We start from the raw sequence: 20276 nt of genomic DNA, 5'->3' as shown, positions 1-20276 counted from the left end.
ACGGGCAGTGCGGCTCCGGTTTTTTCTTTTATTTGCTGAGGCATAACGTATGGCATGCGGCGAATTCTCCCTGATTGCCCGTTATTTCGACCGTGTCAGAACCTCTCGTCTTGATGTTGAAACCGGCATTGGCGATGACTGTGCACTTCTCAATATTCCCGAAAAACAGACGCTGGCAATCAGCACCGACACCCTGGTGTGCGGTCGTCATTTCCTGCCCGATATCGATCCTGCCGATCTGGCGTATAAAGCCCTGGCGGTTAACGTCAGCGATCTGGCGGCGATGGGGGCCGATCCCGCGTGGCTGACGCTGGCTCTGACGCTGCCAGAGGTAGATGAAGCCTGGCTGGAAGCCTTTAGCGACGCGCTGTTTGAACAGCTGAATTATTACGATATGCAACTGATTGGCGGTGATACCACTGCCGGTCCGCTGTCGATGACGCTGGCGATCCACGGCTACGTGCCGCTCGGCCGCGCGCTGAAGCGCTCGGGCGCAAAACCGGGCGACTGGATCTACGTGACCGGTACGCCGGGCGACAGCGCGGCTGGGCTGGCGATCCTTCAGGACCGTTTAACAGTTGAAGATACTGACGATGCGGCGTATCTGGTGAAGCGCCACCTGCGGCCAACGCCGCGTATTCTGCACGGCCAGGCGCTGCGCGAGCGGGCAAGCTCGGCTATCGATCTCTCTGACGGGCTGATCTCCGATCTCGGGCATATCCTGAAGGCCAGCGGCGTGGGCGCACGCGTTGACCTGGATCTGTTCCCGCTATCGGAGCAACTGCTTCGCCATGTAGAGCCTGAGCAGGCGCTGCGCTGGGCGCTCTCCGGTGGTGAAGACTACGAGCTGTGCTTCACTGTGCCTGAGCTGAACCGCGGAACGCTGGACGTGGCGCTAGCGCATCTCGGCGCGAAATTTACCTGCATCGGTCAGATCATGCCTGAGAGCGAAGGGCTGAAGTTTGTCCGTGAAGGTGCGCCGGTAACGCTCGACTGGAAAGGGTACGATCACTTCGCGTGAGTTTGTGCGCTCAGTATTGCCGGGTGGCGCTGCGCTTACCCGGCCTACAAACAGGGTGCGATCGTAGGCCGGGTAAGGCGAAGCCGCCACCCGGCAAGTGTTTACTTAAACCCCACTACCGGATGCTGCTGATATGGCGTCTCCAGCTCGGCAATCTGCTCCGGCGTCAGCGTGATATCCACCGCATTCAGCAGTTCATCCAGCTGTTCTTCCCTTGACGTGCCGATAATCGGTGCGGCAACCCCGCGTTTGCTCAGCAGCCACGCCAGCGCCACCTGTGCGCGGGTTGCACCAGTATCGTCGGCAATTCCGGCTAACCGTTCGGCAATCAGCGCATCGCTGCCTTCTGTTCCCTCATACAGCGTTTTACCAAACTCATCCGACACCGAACGGGCCGTGGTTTCGCCCCATGGACGGGTCAGCCGACCGCGCGCCAGCGGGCTCCACGGGATCACCGCCACACCCTCCTGATGGCACAGCGGCAGCATTTCACGCTCTTCTTCACGGTAGATCAGGTTGTAGTGATCCTGCATGGTGACAAAGCGCGCCCAGCCGTGCTGTGCCTGGAGATCCAGCGCCTGGGCAAACTGCGACGCGTGCATAGACGATGCGCCGATGTAGCGCGCTTTACCGGCTTTCACCACGTCGTTCAGCGCTTCAAGGGTCTCTTCAATGGGGGTGTTGTAATCCCAGCGGTGGATCTGCAGCAGGTCGACGTAATCCATGTTCAGGCGTTTGAGACTGTCATCGATAGAGCGCAGGATTTGCGCGCGGGAAAGGCCTTCGGGCAGATCGCCCGTCTGGTGATAAACCTTGGTGGCAACGACGATCTCATCCCGCCGGGCAAAATCGCGCAGAGCGCGGCCAACGATCTCCTCGCTGCTGCCGTCGGAGTAGCTGTTGGCGGTATCGAAGAAATTAATGCCGCCCTCAATGGCGCGTTTAATGATGGGACGGCTGCTCTCTTCGGGCAGTGTCCAGGCGTGTTTTCCCCGATCCGGCTCGCCAAAGGTCATGCAGCCCAGGCAAAGTCGGGAAACATTTAGATCCGTTTTTCCTAACGTTGTGTATTGCACGGTTCCGCTCCTGCTGTTTAAACACCAGGTTTAAGCATAGCAGGAGCGGAAAAGGGGGAAGGGGTCAGTCCAGCCAGCTGCGGATTTTGGCTTCAATACCTGCGGCATCCAGACCAATCGCCGCGCGGGCTTCGTCCTGGGTACCTTGCGGAATGAAATGATCCGGCAGGCCGAGGTTCAGCACCGGAACGGCTTTACGGTTTGCCATCAGCACCTCGTTTACGCCGCTGCCCGCGCCGCCCATGATGGCGTTTTCTTCCAGCGTGACCAGCACGTCGTGGCTTTCCGCCATGCTGAGGATCAGGGACTCATCGAGCGGCTTAGCGAAGCGCATATCCACCAGCGTGGCGTTCAGCGTTTCGGCCACTTTTGCCGCTTCCGGCATCAGGGTACCGAAGTTCAGGATCGCCACTTTCTCACCGCGACGCTTCACCAGGCCTTTACCGATCGGCAGTTTTTCCAGCGGCTGAAGTTCAACGCCCAGGGCATTGCCGCGCGGGTAGCGAACCGCGCTCGGACCGTCCTGATAGTGGTAGCCGGTAAACAGCATCTGGCGACATTCGTTCTCGTCGCTCGGCGTCATGATCACCATGTCCGGGATGCAGCGCAGGAAAGAGAGATCAAACGCGCCCTGGTGCGTCTGGCCGTCGGCACCCACAATGCCCGCGCGGTCGATAGCAAACAGTACCGGCAGCTTCTGGATGGCAACGTCGTGAATAACCTGATCGTAGGCGCGCTGCAGGAAGGTGGAGTAAATTGCGACTACCGGCTTGTAGCCGCCAATCGCCAGACCCGCCGCAAACGTCACCGCATGCTGTTCGGCGATGGCGACGTCAAAATATTGGTCAGGGTATTTTTTGGAGAACTCGACCATGCCGGAGCCTTCCCGCATGGCGGGCGTCACCGCCATCAGCTTGTTGTCTTTGGCCGCGGTTTCACACAGCCAGTCGCCGAAGATTTTCGAATAGCTCGGCATACCGCCGCTGCTTTTTGGCAGACAGCCGCTGGTATGGTCAAATTTCGGCACCGCGTGGAAGGTGATCGGATCTTTTTCCGCCGGCTCGTAGCCACGCCCTTTTTTGGTCATGATGTGCAGGAACTGCGGGCCTTTCAGGTCGCGCATGTTCTTGAGCGTGGTCACCAGCCCCAGAACGTCGTGGCCGTCAACCGGGCCGATGTAGTTAAAGCCCAGCTCCTCGAACAGCGTGCCCGGCACCACCATGCCTTTGATGTGTTCTTCGGTACGCTTGAGCAGCTCTTTTATCGGCGGTACGCCGGAGAAGACTTTTTTGCCGCCTTCGCGCAGCGAGGAGTAAAGCTTGCCGGAAAGCAGCTGTGCCAGATGGTTGTTCAGCGCACCCACGTTCTCGGAGATCGACATTTCGTTATCGTTCAGGATAACCAGCATGTCCGGCTTGATATCACCCGCATGGTTCATCGCCTCGAAGGCCATACCCGCGGTGATCGCCCCGTCGCCAATCACGCAGACGGTACGACGCTGTTTGTTCTCTTTTTCGGCGGCAACGGCAATACCGATACCCGCCGAAATGGAGGTGGAGGAGTGACCGACGCTCAGCACGTCATACTCGCTCTCACCGCGCCACGGGAACGGATGCAGGCCGCCTTTCTGGCGAATAGTGCCAATTTTATCGCGACGACCGGTCAGAATTTTGTGCGGATAGGCCTGATGGCCTACGTCCCAGATGAGCTGATCGAACGGCGTGTTATAGACGTAATGCAGCGCCACGGTCAGCTCAACCGTGCCAAGCCCGGAGGCGAAATGGCCGCTGGAGCGGCTAACGCTGTCGAGCAGGTAACGACGCAGCTCGTCGCACAGCTTCGGCAGGCTCTCTTTCGGCAACAGGCGTAACTCCTGGGTGGAGTCAACTAACGCCAGTGTCGGGTATTTGGCAATATCAAAACTCATTAAAGGCTCATCGAGATAGGTTGTTTATTTATCACGCTGGATTATGTAGTCCGCTAGCGCTTCCAGTGCCGAGGTATCCAGCGATTGCGCGGCCAGCTGATTCAGCGACTGGCGGGCATCCTCTATCAGGTCCCGGGCTTTACGTTGGGCTTGCTCAAGACCCAGCAGGGCGGGGTAGGTACTTTTGCCAAGCTGCTGGTCCGCACCCTGACGTTTACCCAATGTTGCAGTATCGCCCACCACATCCAGAATGTCATCCTGAACCTGGAATGCCAGACCGATACTTTCAGCGTATCTGTCCAGAATCGGCAGGGCTTTGCGCCCTTGCTCACCCGCGCTCAGCGCGCCCAGGCGGACGGCTGCACGAATAAGCGCACCCGTCTTATGACGGTGAATGCGCTCCAGCTGTTCCAGATTAACCTGACGACCTTCCGCCTCTAAATCCAGCGCCTGACCGCCGCACATCCCGGCGACCCCGCTGGCCATTGCCAGTTCGGAGACCATCGCCAGACGGTCGCGATCGGCCACTTCCGCCATCGGTGCATCGCTTAAAATCGAGAATGCCAGCGTTTGCAGAGCATCCCCCGCCAGGATCGCATTCGCCTCGCCAAACTTAATGTGGCAGGTTGGCTGACCGCGACGCAGATCGTCGTCGTCCATGGCCGGGAGATCGTCGTGGATCAGCGAATAGGCGTGGATGCACTCCACGGCGGCTGCCGGGGCGTCCAGCGTGTTATCGCTGATACCAAACATATTGCCCGTGGCGTACACCAGGAACGGGCGCAGGCGCTTTCCACCCAAGAGTGCGCCATAGTGCATGGCTTCAACCAGTGGAGTGTTCTGAAAAGGCTGCGGTTCAATGAAACGGCGCAGGGCGTCATTGGCGCGAACAACGCGCGCCTGAAGCGCGTTAGCAAAATCCATTTACTCGGCGTCCGGTGTGAAAGGCGTGGTTTTCGCGTCTTCGCTGTCGGAAAGCAGGATCTGCACGCGCTGCTCGGCCTGCTGCAGTTTAACCTGACCCTGACGCGCCAGCTGCACGCCACGTTCGAATTCGTTGAGCGCGTCTTCCAGCGGGAGATCGCCGCTTTCAAGACGGGTAACGATTTGCTCCAGCTCACTCAGCGCAGTTTCAAAACTGGCCGGTGCGTCGTTCTTCTTCGGCATAGTGAATTGACTCTTATATTCTTCGCCCCGACATGGTAACGGACTCAGGGCAATTATCAAATAACGCGAGCGGCGCGATGGTGGTATACTTGCGCGCCTGGATGCAGCCACGGGTGTGGGCTGCTGTATCATTTTCCATTACAAGCCTTAATACGCTTGCCTAAGAAACATTGCCGCCATGAAGTTTATCATTAAATTGTTCCCTGAAATCACCATCAAAAGCCAATCTGTGCGTTTGCGCTTTATTAAAATTCTCACCGGGAACATTCGTAACGTATTAAAGCACTACGACGAAACGCTCGCCGTGGTACGTCACTGGGATCACGTGGAAGTGCGCGCCAAAGACGAAAACAAACGTCTTGATATCCGCGACGCGCTGACCCGCATTCCGGGTATTCACCATATTCTGGAAGTGGAAGACGTTCCTTTCACCTCTATGCACGACATCTTCGAGAAAGCGCTGGTCCAGTACCGCGATCAGATCGAAGGCAAAACCTTCTGCGTGCGCGTAAAGCGTCGCGGCAAGCACGAATTCAGCTCCATTGAAGTGGAACGTTACGTCGGCGGCGGTCTGAACCAGCACGTCGAGTCTGCGCGCGTGCGTTTGACCAACCCGGACGTGACCGTGAACCTGGAGATCGAAAACGATCGCCTGCTGCTGGTCAAAGGCCGCTATGAAGGCATCGGCGGCTTCCCAATCGGCACTCAGGAAGACGTATTGTCACTGATCTCCGGCGGCTTCGACTCCGGTGTCTCCAGCTATATGCTGATGCGTCGCGGCTGTCGCGTACACTACTGCTTCTTCAACCTGGGCGGCGCGGCGCATGAAATCGGCGTTCGTCAGGTGGCGCATTACCTGTGGAACCGCTTCGGCAGCTCGCACCGCGTGCGTTTTGTGGCGATCAACTTCGAACCGGTGGTTGGCGAAATCCTCGAGAAAGTGGACGACGGCCAGATGGGCGTGGTGCTGAAGCGCATGATGGTGCGTGCGGCATCCAAAGTGGCTGAACGCTACGGCGTGCAGGCGCTGGTCACCGGCGAAGCGCTGGGCCAGGTCTCCAGCCAGACGCTGACCAACCTGCGTCTGATCGACAACGTGTCTGATACGCTGATCCTGCGTCCGCTGATCTCCCACGACAAAGAGCACATCATCGACCTGGCGCGAGAAATCGGTACCGAAGATTTTGCCCGCACCATGCCGGAATACTGCGGCGTGATCTCAAAAAGCCCAACAGTGAAAGCGGTGAAGGCGAAGATCGAAGCGGAAGAAGAGCACTTCGATTTCAGCATCCTGGAAAAAGTGGTGGCGGAAGCGTCCAACATTGATATCCGCGAGATTGCCCAGCAGACCGAGCAGGACGTGGTTGAAGTTGAAACCGTGAGCGGCTTCGGCGCTAACGATGCGATTCTGGATATCCGCTCCATTGACGAGCAGGATGACAAGCCGCTGCAGGTGGAAGGTGTGGATGTGGTTTCTCTGCCGTTCTACAAGCTGAGCACCAAGTTTGGCGATCTCGACCAGAGCAAAACCTATCTGCTGTGGTGTGAGCGTGGGGTGATGAGCCGCCTGCAGGCGCTGTATCTGCGCGAGCAGGGCTTTGCGAATGTGAAGGTGTATCGCCCGTAGTTTAATGCCGGGGTGTGCGGCCTGTTGCCCTCACCCCGGCCCTCTCCCTGTGGGAGAGGGAGAACACCTATTCGTAATAATTATAAATCCCCGCCGGCATCACCAGCGATGACGCCACTTCATACGCTTTCTCGCGTCCGACCAGCAGGTCAATAATCTTTAAGCCAAAATCAATCGCGGTACCGGGCCCCTGGCTGGTCAGCAGGTTGACGCGCGGGTCCCAGACGACGCGTTTATCCACCCAGTGCTCTTCCGGGATCGTATCCTTAAGCCCCGGGAAGCCGGTCATGTTGCCGATGGGGAAGATATCGTGCGGCACCAGAACCGTTCCTGCCGAGGCACATATGGCCGCGACGATGCGGCCCGACAGATGGAACTGGCGCACGGTTTCAACCAGCAGCGGGCTGTCGCGAAAACATTCCGCACCTTTCAGGCCGCCGGGCAGCACGATGATGTCGTAATCTCCGTCAGCCACCTGTACCAGCGGCGCGTCCGCCAGGATTTTCACCCCGCGTGAACAGGTGATAGCCAGATTACCATCGCTGGCGACGCTGGCGGTGGTGACCTTAATGCCGCCACGCACCATCAGGTCGATAGTGGTGACGGCTTCCATCTCTTCGCTACCAGGGGCGAGGCAGATCAGTGCCGACGCGCTCATATTCACTCTCCTTACGTTTAACCAGGTCATACAGACGGGCGTTTTCCGGGACGGCGATGCCGTGCGCGCGGGCGCGCTTTAGCAGATAGCCGGTGATGTAGTCGATCTCCGTGTGGCGTTGTGCCCGAATATCCTGCAGCATCGAGGAGATGTTTTCTGCCGTACTATCAATAACCTGCTCCACATAATAGCGTAAATCATCGGCCGAGGTATGCAGGCCTTCACGTTCAATCACCGAGGCGACTTCTTCACACAGCGTGGCAATCTCCTGCGGATGGTTTTTCAGTTCACCGTTCGGGCAGTCCCACAGCGCCGTCAGCGTATTGATCGCGCAGTTTACCGCCAGTTTGCGCCACAGCTGAGGGCGGATGTTGTTGTGCCAGGCGACGTCTGGCAGCACTTTCTGTAACACGTCCGCCAGATAACTGTAGTCGCCGTCCTGCTCGCGGGCCGGGCCGATATGGGTCACGCCGCTCGCAACATGCACGATGATATTGCCATCGCGCCGCGCCGCCTGAGTCGTGGTGGCCATCAGCAACGGCTGCGTGATGCTCTTGAGTTCATCAAGGGTTCCCATGCCGTTATGCAGCAGCAAAATAGGTGCCGTGGGGGGGAGCTGCGCGGCCAGCGCTTTTACCGCATCGGAAACCTGCCACGCCTTGAGCGTCACCAGCAGCATGTCGCTTTGCGCGAGGAAATCAGGATCGTTGGCGGTAAGGGATTCGTTAAAGATACTTCCGTCTTCATCAATCAGGTTTACACTGCAATAGGGCTGAGGCACGCGCAGCCAGCCCTGTACTTCGTGTCCGTGCTTACATAGCGCGGTCAGCCACAGCTGACCCAGGGCGCCGCATCCGAGCACTGTAATTTTCATTGTTCCTCCTCACCTGCACTTACGCCAGGTGTTACGGCCTAAGTATAGCGCCGTCGACTATGCTTTTGAGTTATGCCTTGTTGCGGGTATTATGCAACGCAACAAAAATGAAGGGAGAAGAAAAGATGCCATCTTTCGATATTGTTTCCGAAGTTGATATCCAGGAAGTTCGCAACGGCGTAGATAACGCAAGCCGTGAAGTTGAGTCACGTTTTGATTTTCGTGGCGTTGAGGCGACGTTTGAGCTGAACGACGCAAATAAGACCATTAAGGTGCTGAGCGAGTCAGATTTCCAGGTTAACCAGCTGCTCGATATTCTGCGCGCCAAGCTGCTGAAGCGCGGTATTGAAGGTACTTCGCTGGACGTGCCGGAAGAGTTTGTCCACAGCGGCAAAACCTGGTTCGTGGAAGCGAAGCTGAAGCAGGGCATTGAGAGCGCGGTGCAGAAGAAGATCGTTAAGCTCATCAAAGACAGCAAGCTGAAGGTGCAGGCGCAGATCCAGGGCGAAGAGATTCGCGTGACCGGGAAATCTCGCGACGATCTGCAGGGCGTGATGGCGCTGATCCGCGGCGGCGATCTGGGACAGCCGTTCCAGTTCAAAAACTTCCGCGATTAAGACAAAAATGCCCGGTTTGACCGGGCATTTTTTTAAGCTTTCAGGGCCTGCTCGACCTCAAAGCGGTTGGTCACCTTGCTGTCTATTTTGACGTAAGCGCTACGTTCCTCCGGAACAATCAGCACTTCCGTCACGCCTTCTTTTGCTTCCAGACGCTGTTTGAGCGCATCACTGACTTCTACCTCTTCCGGAATTTCCACGCGCAGGCTGCTCACGTAGCGTGGCTCTTTCATGGTGCTGGCAACCAGCAGCCAGACCGTTGCCAGCAGCGCGCCGGCGAGGAAGACGGTTTGCGAATCAAACAGGCCGTCCACCCAGCCGCCGAGCGAGCCGCCAATGGCTACCCCAAGGAACTGGCTGGTGGAGTAAATGCCCATTGCCGTGCCTTTGTAACCGGCAGGGGACTCTTTGCTGATAAGGGAAGGCAGCAGCGCTTCCATCAGGTTAAAGGCCAGGAAGAACAGCTGCACGCCAGCAACCAGTTCCCAGAAGTGCGGGCCGGAGCCCCAGAGCACGATCTCGGCAATCAGCAGCAACGCCACGCAGCCCACGAAAACGCGCTTCATCTTGCGCTTCACTTCGGCGTAGATGATAAACGGCACCACGGAGACAAATGAGATCAGCATCGTCACCAGATAGATTTTCCAGTGCTCGGCAGCGGGGAAGCCCGCAGCGGCAAGCTGGCCGGGCAGGGCGACGAAGGTAGACATCAGCAGAATGTGCAGGCACATAATACCGAAGTTCAGCTTGAGCAGGCGCGGCTCGACAATCACCTTGCTGAAGCAGCCTTTTACCATTCCTGATTCACGGTTCAGAACGTGGTTTTTACTGTCCGGTACCACCCACAGCGTTAACGCAATGCCGATGGTCGCCAGCACGGCAATCATCCAGAACAGGGCGTGCAGTCCCAGTTTGTGGGTAATGATGGGGCCGAGCACCATCGCAATTGCAAACGTCACGCCGAAGCTGACGCCAATAAACGCCATCGCTTTGGTGCGGTTCTGCTCGCGAGTGAGATCTGACAGCAGCGCCATCACGGCGGCGGCAATCGCGCCGGAGCCCTGCAGGGCGCGGCCGAGAATAATTCCCCAGATGGAGTGGGAGAGGGCGGCGATAATGCTGCCGAGTACAAAGACCAGCAGTCCACCGACAATCAGCGGCTTACGGCCAACGCGATCCGAAAGCAGACCAAAGGGGATCTGAAATACCGCCTGTGCCAGTCCGTAGATGCCAATGGCCAGACCAATCAGCGCTTCGCTGGCTCCCTGCAGCGCCATGCCGTACGTGGTCAGAACAGGCAGGACCATAAACATGCCAAGCATCCGTAGCGAGAAAACAGTCCCTAAACCCCAGGTCGCGCGTAGCTCGCCCGGCGTCATTTTATAATCGTTCATTGCCACCTCAGTTCAAAAGCAGGCACTAGTTTAGGCGGGGTGTTAATTGCGGTAAATAGGTGTTTGTTTAAGAGATATTACCATCGTGCAAAACCGCGTCGGGTGGCGGCGATGCCTTACCCGACCTACCGATCCCGTAGGCCCGTGCAAGCGTAGCGCCGCCGGGCAAAAAAAAAGCCAGGTGATTAACCTGGCTTTTTCAATTCAGCACGCTTACCAGACGTAAGTCAGCAGGTTGTGTGAATCTGGCACCATGAAGTCCACGGACATCATCACGGACAGCGAAGTGATGGCGACAATCGAGAACACAAACAGCTTGCGCGCCCAGACTTTGTCATCTTCCACTTTGTAACCGCGCAGCGCCATACCGAGCCACCAGACGCTCACCGCAGCCGCCACCACCAGATATTTATATCCGGCGTAGCCGCCCAGAGAGAGCATCAGCGTTGCCACAGCAAAGGCGATGATGTAGAGCGTGATGTGGTTCTTGGCAACCGAAATGCCTTTCACGACCGGCAGAACCGGGATGTTCGCTGCCTGATAATCCTTAAAGCGGAAAATCGCGATGGCATAGGAGTGCGGCATCTGCCACAGGCTAAAGATAGCCAGCAGGATCAGCGCACCGCTGTCGAACTCGTTCGTGACTGCGCAGTAGCCAATCACCGGCGGCGCCGCGCCGGAGAGAGAACCAATCAGCGTGCCGTAGACGGAGTGGCGTTTCATATACAGGCTGTAGACGCCTACATACACCACGAACCCCATCACCCCCAGCCAGCAGGCCAGCGGGTTAGCACCAAACCACAGCAGCATAAAGCCAGCAATACCCAGCAAGGTGGCGTACACCAGCGAGACGGAAGGGGCGATCAGGCCTTTCACCAGCACCCGATTTTTGGTCCTTTCCATCTTCTTGTCGATATCCATGTCGATGTAGTTGTTAAATACACAACCGGACGCAACAACCAGTGACACACCGACCAGCGTGTAGATAAAGAGGGTGTAATCAATGCTGCCCTTAGAGGCCAGCAGGAACCCTCCAATCACGGAGATCAGGTTGCCAAAGATGATGCCTGGTTTCGTTACTTGCAGGTATTGCTTAAACATACTCGCCGCTCTTAGTGAACCATCATGTTGTAGTTAAGGTTCCACATAATCCAGATGGAACCGACTACCAGGATAGCGATGATAATCACGGTAAAGATAAAGGCGGTCATATTCCAGCCTTCATCGGACTTGGTGTTCATGTGCAGGAAGCAAACCAGATGCACCAGAATCTGAATCACCGCGGTTACCAGGATTGCGCCCAGGATAACCGGCTTAGACGCAGAACCGTTCATCACCATCCAGAACGGGATCACCGTCAGGATGATCGACAGGATGAAACCTGTCATGTAGGTTTTTACGCTGCCGTGGGAAGCGCCATGATCGTTTGAATGACTCATTACATCGCCCCCATCAGATAGACAACAGAGAACACACAGATCCATACCACGTCCAGGAAGTGCCAGAACAGGCTCAGGCACATGATACGGGTACGGTTAGTGCTGGTCAGGCCGCGACGGGATACCTGGAACATCAGTACCGCCATCCAGATCAGACCAGAGGTCACGTGCAGACCGTGAGTACCCACCAGCGCGAAGAACGCGGACAGGAAGCCACTGCGATCCGGACCGAAACCTTCCATGATCAGGTGATGGAATTCATAGATTTCCATCCCGATAAATCCAGCACCAAACAGCCAGGTCAACGCCAGCCAGGAAACAACCTGGCTCTTGTTGTTTTTGTACATGGCGATAGCCGCCATGCCGTAGGTGATGGAGCTGAATAACAGCAGTGCGGTTTCAACCAGAACGAACGGCAGTTCAAAGATGTCCTTACCGGTCGGGCCGCCCGCTGTGCCGTTCACCAGAACGGCATAGGTCGCGAACAGACAGCAGAACAGAATGCAGTCGCTCATCAGGTAGATCCAGAAACCGAAGACTTTCATCGGTCCTGTATCGTGGTGCGCATGGTCAGCATGCGCGTGGGCAGTTGAGTGCGCCAGAGTATCAGTTGCCATTTTTCAGCCCCGCTTTAGAAATCTCGTCGAAATGCTGATTTTCCAGCTTTTCAACTTCACGGACTGGTACGTAGTAGTCCACGTCCTCGTCAAAGCTCTTCACAATCCAGCTGATTACGATGCCGGCGAAGCCAACAATCGCCATCCACCAGATGTGCCAGATCATTGCGAAACCAAATACCGTTGCGAATGCGGCAATAACGATGCCCGCGCCGCTGTTTTTCGGCATGTGGATCTCTTCGTAATGAGCAGGTTGCTTGTACGCTTCACCTTTTTCTTTCATTTCCCAGAATGCGTCGCGTTCATGGATCTGCGGCACAACGGCGAAGTTATAGAACGGCGGTGGAGAAGAGGTCGCCCACTCCAGCGTACGGCCACCCCATGGGTCACCGGTCAGGTCACGGTTCTGGTCGCGGTCGCGAATAGACACGTAGAACTGAATCAGCTGAGATGCGATACCACAGGCAATCAGCACTGCGCCGCCCGCTGCAACCATCAGCATTGGGTGGAACTGCGGATCGATCTGCTGGCTCAGACGACGGGTCATACCCATGAAGCCCAGCACGTACAGCGGCATAAATGCGACGAAGAAGCCGATGATCCAGAACCAGAACGCGCGTTTACCCCATTTTTCGTTCAGCGTGAAGCCGAACGCTTTTGGCCACCAGTAGGTTACGCCAGCGAAGCAGCCGAAGACTACGCCACCGATGATAACGTTATGGAAGTGCGCAATCAGGAACAGACTGTTGTGCAGCACGAAGTCAGCACCCGGTACCGCCAGCAGTACGCCGGTCATCCCACCTACGGAGAAGGTCACGATGAAGCCGATGGTCCACAGCATCGCTGAGTGGAACACGATACGGCCCTGGTACATGGTGAACAGCCAGTTGAAGATCTTCACCCCGGTAGGGATGGCGATAATCATGGTCGTAATACCGAAGAAGGCGTTTACGTTCGCGCCCGCACCCATGGTGAAGAAGTGGTGCAGCCAAACGATGAACGACAGAACGGTAATACAGACGGTTGCCCACACCAGAGAGGTGTAACCAAACAGACGTTTACGCGAGAAGGTTGCCGCGATTTCGGAGAACACACCGAAGACAGGCAAAACCAGGATGTACACTTCCGGGTGACCCCAGGCCCAAATCAGGTTGATGTACATCATCATGTTGCCACCCATATCATTCGTGAAGAAATGGGTGCCCAGGTAGCGGTCCAGGGTCAGCAGCGCGATGGTGACGGTCAGGATTGGGAATGAAGCAATAATCAGGATGTTGGCGCACAGAGATGCCCAGGTAAATACCGGCATCTTGAACATGGTCATGCCAGGGGCACGCATCTTGATAATGGTCACGAAGAAGTTGATACCGGTCAGGGTCGTACCGACACCGGAGAGCTGAAGCGCCCAAATCCAGTAGTCGACGCCAACGCCCGGACTGTACTCAATTCCTGACAGCGGCGGGTAAGCCAGCCAGCCGGTCTGAGCAAATTCGCCCACACCCAGTGACAGGTTAACCAGGATAACGCCGACAACCGTGAACCAGAAGCTCAGGTTGTTCAGGAACGGGAACGCCACGTCGCGCGCGCCGATTTGCAGCGGAACGACAACGTTCATCAGACCGATAACCAGCGGCATCGCCACGAAGAAGATCATGATTACGCCGTGGGCGGTAAAGATCTGATCGTAGTGGTGCGGCGGCAGGAAGCCGGCTTCGCCCGCCGAGGCGAGTGCCTGCTGGCTACGCATCATGATCGCATCCGCAAAGCCACGAATTAACATGACGATACCGACGATGCAGTACATGATACCGAGTTTTTTGTGGTCAACCGAAGTCAGCCACTCATTCCACAGGTAGCTCCACTTACCGAAGTAAGTGATCAAGCCCAGTAAGGCTGCGCCACCGATGATAATTGCAGCCACCGTAACCACGATAATGGGTTCATGGTAGGGCACTGCATCCAGTGTCAATTTTCCGAACATTTTCTTCCTCGGCCCCTTAGTGAGCGGTTTCCGCGTGGCTCATGTCCATGCCTTCCATACCTTCGTGCGCGCTGTGCTCGCCTTCAGGCTGGGTCATGTCCATGCTCTTGCCGTGATCCATAAATTTGCCAATGACATCTTTAAACAAATCAGGTTTCACGTTAGAGAAGTACTCCACCTTGTTGTATTCGCTAGGCGTAGCCACTTTTTCGAACGCCGCCATGTCAGACATGGTGTTAGTAGACTGCTTCGCTTTTTCAACCCACTGGTCGAAAGCGGCACGGTCTGGCGTTGCGATAGCTTTGAACTTCATACCTGAGAAGCCCGGGCCGCTATAGCTGGCGGAGATACCATCATAGGTGCCTGCTTCATTCGCGATCAGGTGCAGGTTAGTCTGCATACCGGCCATCGCGTAAATCTGGCTGCCCAGACGCGGGATGAAGAAGGAGTTCATTACGGAGTTGGAGGTCACTTTGAACTGAACCGGAGTGTTCGCCGGGAAGGCGATTTCATTCACGGTAGCAATGCCCTGCTCTGGATAGATGAAGAACCATTTCCAGTCCATGGAGACCACTTCGATGGTAATAGGTTTCTCATCGTGAACCAGCGGTTTGCTTGGCTCAAGTGCGTGAGTGGTTTTCCAGGTCAGAACGGCAAGGAACAGGATGATCAGAATAGGTACCGTCCAGACCACAGCTTCCACTTTATTGGAGTGTGACCAGTTAGGGCTATACTTCGCATCTTTATTGCTCGCACGATACTTCCAGGCGAAACCAACTGCCATCAAAATGGCTGGAATAACCACAATCATCATCAGGCCAAATGCCGTCAGAATCAATGAACGTTGTTCCAGTCCAATCTGTCCTTTGGGGTCTAGTAGTGCAGAATCGCAGCCACTGAGTAATACAGTGCCCGCGAATAACGACAACCATCCCAAACTTTTATTGTATTTCCCGAGTCTCATTTAACGACCTCAATTCCACGGAGTCTGGTGGCGTTTAAAGTGTGGGGGCATTTTACGGGAAGGTTACATTACTGTAAACATCATTAGGCCTGTGTCAGGAAGGTGTTACTGGGTTCTGCCGCACATGTCACAAGTGTTGCAAATTATGTCGCTTTTTAAGACATAAGCCGCATGGCGCGGGCTTTATAACGAAAGGACCCCCAAGCATACCCTAAAAGGGGCAATTGGTATAACCATTGTTAAAAACAAACAAAAAATTAACAATTAATTATCAATAAAAAGACAACTAAAAAACGAAAATTCAATGTTTCAAATGCTGAATCGTTTAATGAGAAAATAGAGTTTGGAATTGACTCCAATAATTTCCAGAAGCTATCCCGCACAAAACAACAAATATTTTTTTTTGCGATTGGCGGTTATTTCACCGTTATAATTTCACTTCGTGATTACAACGGGAAATAACCTTTCGTTTTTTTCTTCAGCTCATCTGCGTTTTACGCAATGCCAGAAAATCGAGAAGTCCCCCGATCAGGATCCCGGCGATGGCGAGCAGGGCACCCACGTCCAGCAGAAGCGTTTCGAGCGGGAGCGTCAGAGCGGTGGTTGCATTAATGATGAGTACGACAAGCCACAATCCCAGCGCAAGGCACCCCACCGTTAACAACCGTAAGGCAAAACGGTAGGCGCGGTGATACTCGGTACGCGGCATAAAGTGTTCAGTACGCTGGGTATATTCCAGCGTCTGACGACACACCAGCAGCAATAAAATCCCCGGCACGGCGGCAACCACCGAAAAGAGATAAAATGTTGGCCAGCCGTGGGCTTCAACGAACCAGCCTGCAATGGGGCCGACGTATACGCGGCCCACGGCTGAAAGGGCTGAAAGCAGGGCAAACTGCGTGGCGGAAAATGATTTGTTGCACAGGGTCATCAGCAGGGCGACAAAGGCTGCCGTTCCCATTCCGCCGCAGAGGTTTTCAAAGAATACTGCGGCAGCCATGCTGATCATATGTTTATCGGAAATCGACAGCAGCCAGTAGCCCGCGTTCGACGCCCCTTGCAGGATGCCGAAGATCAGCAGGGCGCGGAACAGCGTCAGCCGCTGCATCAACACGCCGCCGTACAAGGCGCCGACGATAGTTGCAAACAGTCCCAGCGTTTTATTCACCACGCCGACTTCACCGGCATCAAATCCCACGCCGCGGATCAGGAAGGTCGTGGTCAGGCTCATGGCAAAGGCATCGCCGAGCTTATACAGGACAATCAGCAGCAGAATCAGCCAGGCATTGTTGCGGCCAAAGAAATCGCGCAGTGGTTCAGCGACAGCCTGCTCCAGCGACCGAGGAACCGGGATCACATCGCTCGGTTCAGGCGCGAACAGGGTAGCAATAATGCAGGGGATCAGCAGTGCGGCCATCAGCCAGTACATGCCCTGCCAGCCGAGATAGCGATCAGCAAGCCACAGTGCGAGTCCACCGGAAACCAGCATGCCCAGTCGATAGCCCAGCACGCTGATGGCGGCACCCGCACCACGCTCTTCCGCAGGCAACACGTCCGTTTTCCAGGCATCGAACACGATATCCTGCGACGCGGAACAGAAGGCAATCACCACCGCAAGCGCCGCCATCCAGCGCAATTGCGTGGAAGGTTCGAGGAAGCCCATGGCGGCAATGGCCAGCAGTAACAGCACCTGCGTCATGACCAGCCAACCGCGACGCCGTCCGAGGAACGGCGGGGTATAACGATCCATCACCGGCGACCAGAGGAACTTAAAGACGTAGGCCTGGCCCACGAGAGAGAAGAAGCCAATGGTTTTGAGATCGATATTCTCGACGGTCATCCACGCCTGTAACGTGCCGGAGGTGAGCGCGAGGGGTAAACCGGAGGCGAAACCGAGGATCAGCAGAATGGCTGATTTCGGTTGCTGGAAAATGCGTAAATAGTGACTGGACATGTTTTTATGGAAACTGACCCGGCTAAGCGCCGGGTCAGTGCGCAGAATTAACGAGCGTTCTGCTTGATGAAGTCATGAATGCTGGTGTCCTGCGCCATATCGGCGATGGTATCAGTCAGCACGCTGTTTACCGCGTTAGCAATGTTCTGGTTGGATGCCTGGAACGCACCTTCAACAGAGTAGCTGGCGCGGTAGTTTTTGGTCATCTTGTTGCCGTTTTTCGCGGTAGCGATGATGGCGATATCCGCTTTGGTCGCAATGTTGTAGCGCACGTTACCCTGGGAGACGTCAGCGTACAGGTTGTTCACGATGATCTGCAGATCAACCGCGCCGCTTGGCCCAATCATATAACCGCGGGAGGTCATCTGCTTCTCAAGCACTTCCTGCAGCAGGAAGCGCAGGTCGCGGGAGGCGGTCAGCGTAACCTGCTGGTTATCGCGGGTCACTTTTGCCAGCGCCTGGTCCTGACGCTGATCGGCACCGTTAATGCTCACGGTCACGCCCATCAGGCTTGGATCCTGCTGAGGCAGGGTAATTTTTGGTGACACATCAATAGTTGTTGGCGGGGTTGCGCAGCCTGCCAGCATAAAAAGTGCTACCAACGGAAAGAAGAGTTTTTTTAACATTTTCAGGTTCTCAACGAATCGTAAGCATATAAAGAGAAAAATTGTCGTCATCATAACATCGCTAACGGCGAGGGGAAGTGGTCAACGCATGTAAATTCATCGCCTTGTCCGAAAACTGACCAGTTCACCGTTTTTCTCAATCCGTGTATGACAAAACGTATGAGCCTCACAGTGAACTTCATTCGTTTGAATGAGAAAATCAGACGAAAGCTAAATATTTGTTGTCAACGTGTAATGGAAACGGTAAAAGCGGCTAACATTTAAAGGGATGGGTGACATCCTGGCGTTGTCGGAGGAGTAATTTCATGATGATACGTGAGCAGATAGAAGATAAATTAAGGGCAGCGTTCAACCCTGTGTTTCTCGAAGTTGTCGACGAAAGCTATCGTCATAACGTACCGGCGGGTTCTGAAAGCCACTTTAAAGTGGTTCTGGTCAGCGATCGTTTCCTGGGAGAGCGTTTCCTGAACCGACATCGCTTGATCTACAGTACCCTGACGGAAGAACTCTCCACAACCGTACATGCGCTGGCGCTGCATACCTACACCATTAAGGAATGGGAAGGCCTGCAGGATACGGTATTCGCATCACCGCCTTGTCGCGGCGCAGGCACCATAGCCTGATAAATCGGATTTGCAACGGCCGGAGTTTTTCCAGTATGTTGCATACAGATTTCCTCAAAACGGCCTTCGGGCCGTTTTGTTTTGTCTGAGTTTTGAGCGGATGGTGCGATTTTAAGGCTAAAAATAGCCTTAAAGTGTGAAAAAAGCCGCAGCAACATGCCCCAACCGTTCTCGACTCACCTAAGTGATGCCGCTATAATGCCGCGTCTTATTGAATGTCTTCGGGATGATTCTGGCGACAGGGAATGTGAATCTGCACTAAGAGAGCATCCCGGTAAAACAGACAGATTCAGAGTTGACCGAGCACTGTGATTTTTTTGAGGTAACAAGATGCAAGTTTCAGTTGAAACCACTCAAGGCCTTGGCCGCCGTGTAACGATTACTATCGCTGCTGACAGCATCGAAACTGCTGTGAAAAGCGAGCTGGTCAACGTAGCAAAAAAAGTACGTATTGACGGCTTCCGCAAGGGCAAAGTACCAATGAATGTTGTTGCTCAGCGTTATGGCGCCTCCGTGCGTCAGGATGTGCTGGGTGAACTGATGAGTCGTAACTTTATTGATGCGATCATCAAAGAAAAAATCAATCCGGCCGGCGCGCCGAACTACGTTCCAGGCGAATACAAACTGGGCGAAGACTTCACCTACTCCGTAGAGTTCGAAGTGTACCCAGAAGTTGAGCTGAAAGGTCTGGAGTCAATCGAAGTTGAGAAACCCGTTGTTTCCGTGACTGACGAAGACGTTGACGGCATGCTGGACACCCTGCGCAAGCAGCAGGCGAACTGGAAAGAGAAAGAAGGCGCTGTTGACGCTGAAGACCGCGTTACCATCGACTTCACCGGTTCTGTAGACGGCGAAGAGTTCGAAGGCGGCAAAGCGTCTGACTTCGTACTGGCAATGGGCCAGGGTCGTATGATCCCAGGCTTTGAAGACGGTATCAAAGGCCACAAGGCTGGCGAAGAGTTCACCATCGACGTGACCTTCCCGGAAGAGTACCACGCTGAAAATCTGAAAGGTAAAGCAGCGAAGTTCGTCATCAACCTGAAGAAAGTGGAAGAGCGCGAACTGCCAGAACTGACTGAAGAATTCATCAAGCGTTTCGGCGTGGAAGATGGTTCTGTAGCTGGCCTGCGTACCGAAGTGCGTAAGAACATGGAACGCGAGTTGAACGGCGCTGTGCGTAACCGTGTGAAATCTCAGGCGATTGACGGTCTGGTGAAAGCGAACGACATCGACGTTCCTGCAGCCCTGATCGACAGCGAAATCGACGTACTGCGCCGTCAGGCTGCACAGCGTTTCGGTGGCAACCAGCAGCAAGCGATGGAACTGCCACGCGAGCTGTTCGAAGAGCAAGCGAAACGCCGCGTTGTTGTTGGCTTGCTGCTGGGCGAAGTGATTCGTACCCACGAGCTGAAAGCTGACGAAGAGCGTGTGAAAGGCCTGATCGAAGAGATGGCTTCTGCATACGAAGATCCATCAGAAGTGATCGAGTTCTACGGTAAGAACAAAGAGCTGATGGACAACATGCGCAACGTCGCACTGGAAGAGCAGGCTGTTGAAGCGGTACTGGCGAAAGCTAAAGTGTCCGAAAAAGCGACCTCTTTCAACGAACTGATGAACCAGCAGGCGTAATTTCGCCCCAACGGTTTAAAGTTTGAACAAAAACCCGTTGCCTTTTGGCGACGGGTTTTTTTTATCACACCAATAGCCCAGG

19 protein-coding genes are annotated in these 20276 nt (G+C 55.2%); 5 read left to right on the top strand and 14 right to left on the bottom strand.

What is annotated here, in order from left to right; all coding sequences use genetic code 11:
• The first annotated feature begins 49 nt into the window (after nucleotides 1-49).
• Entirely contained in the window at nucleotides 50-1021 is a 972-nt protein-coding gene (gene thiL, locus K5E19_RS17695; RefSeq protein ID WP_221552331.1) for a thiamine-phosphate kinase, read from the top strand.
• Nucleotides 1022-1122: 101 nt separating this feature from the next.
• Here thiL and K5E19_RS17690 read toward each other — a convergent pair whose 3' ends face one another.
• From K5E19_RS17690 to xseB, 4 genes are all read right to left on the bottom strand, one after another.
• On the bottom strand, nucleotides 1123-2097 hold the full coding sequence (locus K5E19_RS17690; RefSeq protein ID WP_221552329.1) for an aldo/keto reductase: 975 nt from the start codon (nucleotides 2095-2097) through the stop codon (nucleotides 1123-1125).
• 64 nt (nucleotides 2098-2161) lie between these two features.
• Nucleotides 2162-4024 (bottom strand): 1-deoxy-D-xylulose-5-phosphate synthase, encoded by a 1863-nt coding sequence (dxs, locus tag K5E19_RS17685; protein ID WP_221552328.1) that lies wholly within the window; start codon nucleotides 4022-4024, stop codon nucleotides 2162-2164.
• 24 nt (nucleotides 4025-4048) lie between these two features.
• Nucleotides 4049-4948 (bottom strand): (2E,6E)-farnesyl diphosphate synthase, encoded by a 900-nt coding sequence (gene ispA / locus K5E19_RS17680; protein ID WP_221552327.1) that lies wholly within the window; start codon nucleotides 4946-4948, stop codon nucleotides 4049-4051.
• Nucleotides 4949-5191 (bottom strand): exodeoxyribonuclease VII small subunit, encoded by a 243-nt coding sequence (gene xseB / locus K5E19_RS17675; protein ID WP_003859094.1) that lies wholly within the window; start codon nucleotides 5189-5191, stop codon nucleotides 4949-4951.
• Between the two features lie 178 nt (nucleotides 5192-5369).
• Here xseB and thiI point away from each other — a divergent pair, with 178 nt between their 5' ends.
• Nucleotides 5370-6818, top strand: a complete 1449-nt coding sequence (gene thiI, locus K5E19_RS17670) for a tRNA uracil 4-sulfurtransferase ThiI (RefSeq protein WP_221552326.1) — start codon at nucleotides 5370-5372, stop codon at nucleotides 6816-6818.
• Nucleotides 6819-6885: 67 nt separating this feature from the next.
• On the opposite strand, the gene yajL is transcribed toward thiI, so the two are convergent.
• Nucleotides 6886-7476: a protein deglycase YajL gene (gene yajL, locus K5E19_RS17665; protein ID WP_221552325.1), complete on the bottom strand. Its 591-nt coding sequence runs from the start codon at nucleotides 7474-7476 to the stop codon at nucleotides 6886-6888.
• Nucleotides 7439-8350, bottom strand: a complete 912-nt coding sequence (gene panE, locus K5E19_RS17660; protein ID WP_221552324.1) for a 2-dehydropantoate 2-reductase — start codon at nucleotides 8348-8350, stop codon at nucleotides 7439-7441. The genes yajL and panE overlap by 38 nt, the downstream gene beginning before the upstream one ends.
• A gap of 125 nt (nucleotides 8351-8475) precedes the next feature.
• On the opposite strand from panE, the gene K5E19_RS17655 reads away from it, so the two are divergent.
• Nucleotides 8476-8967: a YajQ family cyclic di-GMP-binding protein gene (locus tag K5E19_RS17655; protein ID WP_042320808.1), complete on the top strand. Its 492-nt coding sequence runs from the start codon at nucleotides 8476-8478 to the stop codon at nucleotides 8965-8967.
• Between the two features lie 32 nt (nucleotides 8968-8999).
• Here the strand turns inward: K5E19_RS17655 and K5E19_RS17650 are convergent, their stop codons facing one another.
• The 8 genes from K5E19_RS17650 to K5E19_RS17615 form a co-directional block, all read right to left on the bottom strand.
• Complete coding sequence (locus K5E19_RS17650; protein WP_221552323.1) at nucleotides 9000-10361, bottom strand: MFS transporter; 1362 nt, start codon at nucleotides 10359-10361, stop codon at nucleotides 9000-9002.
• Between the two features lie 213 nt (nucleotides 10362-10574).
• Nucleotides 10575-11462: a heme o synthase gene (cyoE, locus tag K5E19_RS17645; RefSeq protein WP_010428092.1), complete on the bottom strand. Its 888-nt coding sequence runs from the start codon at nucleotides 11460-11462 to the stop codon at nucleotides 10575-10577.
• 11 nt (nucleotides 11463-11473) lie between these two features.
• Nucleotides 11474-11800: a cytochrome o ubiquinol oxidase subunit IV gene (locus K5E19_RS17640; protein WP_006809888.1), complete on the bottom strand. Its 327-nt coding sequence runs from the start codon at nucleotides 11798-11800 to the stop codon at nucleotides 11474-11476.
• A complete protein-coding gene (locus K5E19_RS17635) occupies nucleotides 11800-12417 on the bottom strand; it encodes a cytochrome o ubiquinol oxidase subunit III (protein ID WP_100167123.1) in 618 nt (205 codons plus the stop codon). The genes K5E19_RS17640 and K5E19_RS17635 overlap by 1 nt, the downstream gene beginning before the upstream one ends.
• A complete protein-coding gene (gene cyoB, locus K5E19_RS17630; protein WP_089600909.1) occupies nucleotides 12407-14398 on the bottom strand; it encodes a cytochrome o ubiquinol oxidase subunit I in 1992 nt (663 codons plus the stop codon). Before cyoB ends, K5E19_RS17635 begins: the two co-directional genes overlap by 11 nt.
• A gap of 16 nt (nucleotides 14399-14414) precedes the next feature.
• Nucleotides 14415-15362, bottom strand: a complete 948-nt coding sequence (gene cyoA / locus K5E19_RS17625) for a cytochrome o ubiquinol oxidase subunit II (protein ID WP_089600911.1) — start codon at nucleotides 15360-15362, stop codon at nucleotides 14415-14417.
• Nucleotides 15363-15840: 478 nt separating this feature from the next.
• Complete coding sequence (ampG, locus tag K5E19_RS17620) at nucleotides 15841-17316, bottom strand: muropeptide MFS transporter AmpG (protein WP_221552322.1); 1476 nt, start codon at nucleotides 17314-17316, stop codon at nucleotides 15841-15843.
• A gap of 47 nt (nucleotides 17317-17363) precedes the next feature.
• A complete protein-coding gene (locus K5E19_RS17615) occupies nucleotides 17364-17942 on the bottom strand; it encodes a lipoprotein (RefSeq protein ID WP_010428101.1) in 579 nt (192 codons plus the stop codon).
• A gap of 305 nt (nucleotides 17943-18247) precedes the next feature.
• Between K5E19_RS17615 and bolA the strand changes: the two genes are divergently transcribed.
• Nucleotides 18248-18565, top strand: a complete 318-nt coding sequence (bolA, locus tag K5E19_RS17610; protein ID WP_010428102.1) for a transcriptional regulator BolA — start codon at nucleotides 18248-18250, stop codon at nucleotides 18563-18565.
• A 330-nt stretch (nucleotides 18566-18895) separates the two neighbouring features.
• On the top strand, nucleotides 18896-20194 hold the full coding sequence (tig, locus tag K5E19_RS17605; RefSeq protein ID WP_089599339.1) for a trigger factor: 1299 nt from the start codon (nucleotides 18896-18898) through the stop codon (nucleotides 20192-20194).
• The last annotated feature ends 82 nt before the right edge of the window (nucleotides 20195-20276 follow it).

The organism is Enterobacter sp. RIT637, assembly GCF_019718755.1.
Taxonomy (GTDB): Bacteria; Pseudomonadota; Gammaproteobacteria; order Enterobacterales; family Enterobacteriaceae; genus Enterobacter.
Note: the sequence above shows the minus strand (reverse complement) of the source record. Positions and strands in the feature narration are given on the sequence as shown.

Bases quoted from the DNA above. Each gene is read 5' to 3' on its own strand.
- K5E19_RS17635 (WP_100167123.1), bottom strand. From the start codon at position 12,417: ATGGCAACTGATACTCTGGCGCACTCAACTGCCCACGCGCATGCTGAC.
- dxs (WP_221552328.1), bottom strand. From the start codon at position 4,024: ATGAGTTTTGATATTGCCAAATACCCGACACTGGCGTTAGTTGACTCC.
- xseB (WP_003859094.1), bottom strand. From the start codon at position 5,191: ATGCCGAAGAAGAACGACGCACCGGCCAGTTTTGAAACTGCGCTGAGT.
- tig (WP_089599339.1), top strand. From the start codon at position 18,896: ATGCAAGTTTCAGTTGAAACCACTCAAGGCCTTGGCCGCCGTGTAACG.
- thiL (WP_221552331.1), top strand. From the start codon at position 50: ATGGCATGCGGCGAATTCTCCCTGATTGCCCGTTATTTCGACCGTGTC.
- ampG (WP_221552322.1), bottom strand. From the start codon at position 17,316: ATGTCCAGTCACTATTTACGCATTTTCCAGCAACCGAAATCAGCCATT.
- ispA (WP_221552327.1), bottom strand. From the start codon at position 4,948: ATGGATTTTGCTAACGCGCTTCAGGCGCGCGTTGTTCGCGCCAATGAC.
- cyoB (WP_089600909.1), bottom strand. From the start codon at position 14,398: ATGTTCGGAAAATTGACACTGGATGCAGTGCCCTACCATGAACCCATT.
- thiI (WP_221552326.1), top strand. From the start codon at position 5,370: ATGAAGTTTATCATTAAATTGTTCCCTGAAATCACCATCAAAAGCCAA.
- bolA (WP_010428102.1), top strand. From the start codon at position 18,248: ATGATGATACGTGAGCAGATAGAAGATAAATTAAGGGCAGCGTTCAAC.
- cyoE (WP_010428092.1), bottom strand. From the start codon at position 11,462: ATGTTTAAGCAATACCTGCAAGTAACGAAACCAGGCATCATCTTTGGC.
- K5E19_RS17615 (WP_010428101.1), bottom strand. From the start codon at position 17,942: ATGTTAAAAAAACTCTTCTTTCCGTTGGTAGCACTTTTTATGCTGGCA.
- panE (WP_221552324.1), bottom strand. From the start codon at position 8,350: ATGAAAATTACAGTGCTCGGATGCGGCGCCCTGGGTCAGCTGTGGCTG.
- K5E19_RS17655 (WP_042320808.1), top strand. From the start codon at position 8,476: ATGCCATCTTTCGATATTGTTTCCGAAGTTGATATCCAGGAAGTTCGC.
- K5E19_RS17650 (WP_221552323.1), bottom strand. From the start codon at position 10,361: ATGAACGATTATAAAATGACGCCGGGCGAGCTACGCGCGACCTGGGGT.
- K5E19_RS17640 (WP_006809888.1), bottom strand. From the start codon at position 11,800: ATGAGTCATTCAAACGATCATGGCGCTTCCCACGGCAGCGTAAAAACC.
- cyoA (WP_089600911.1), bottom strand. From the start codon at position 15,362: ATGAGACTCGGGAAATACAATAAAAGTTTGGGATGGTTGTCGTTATTC.
- yajL (WP_221552325.1), bottom strand. From the start codon at position 7,476: ATGAGCGCGTCGGCACTGATCTGCCTCGCCCCTGGTAGCGAAGAGATG.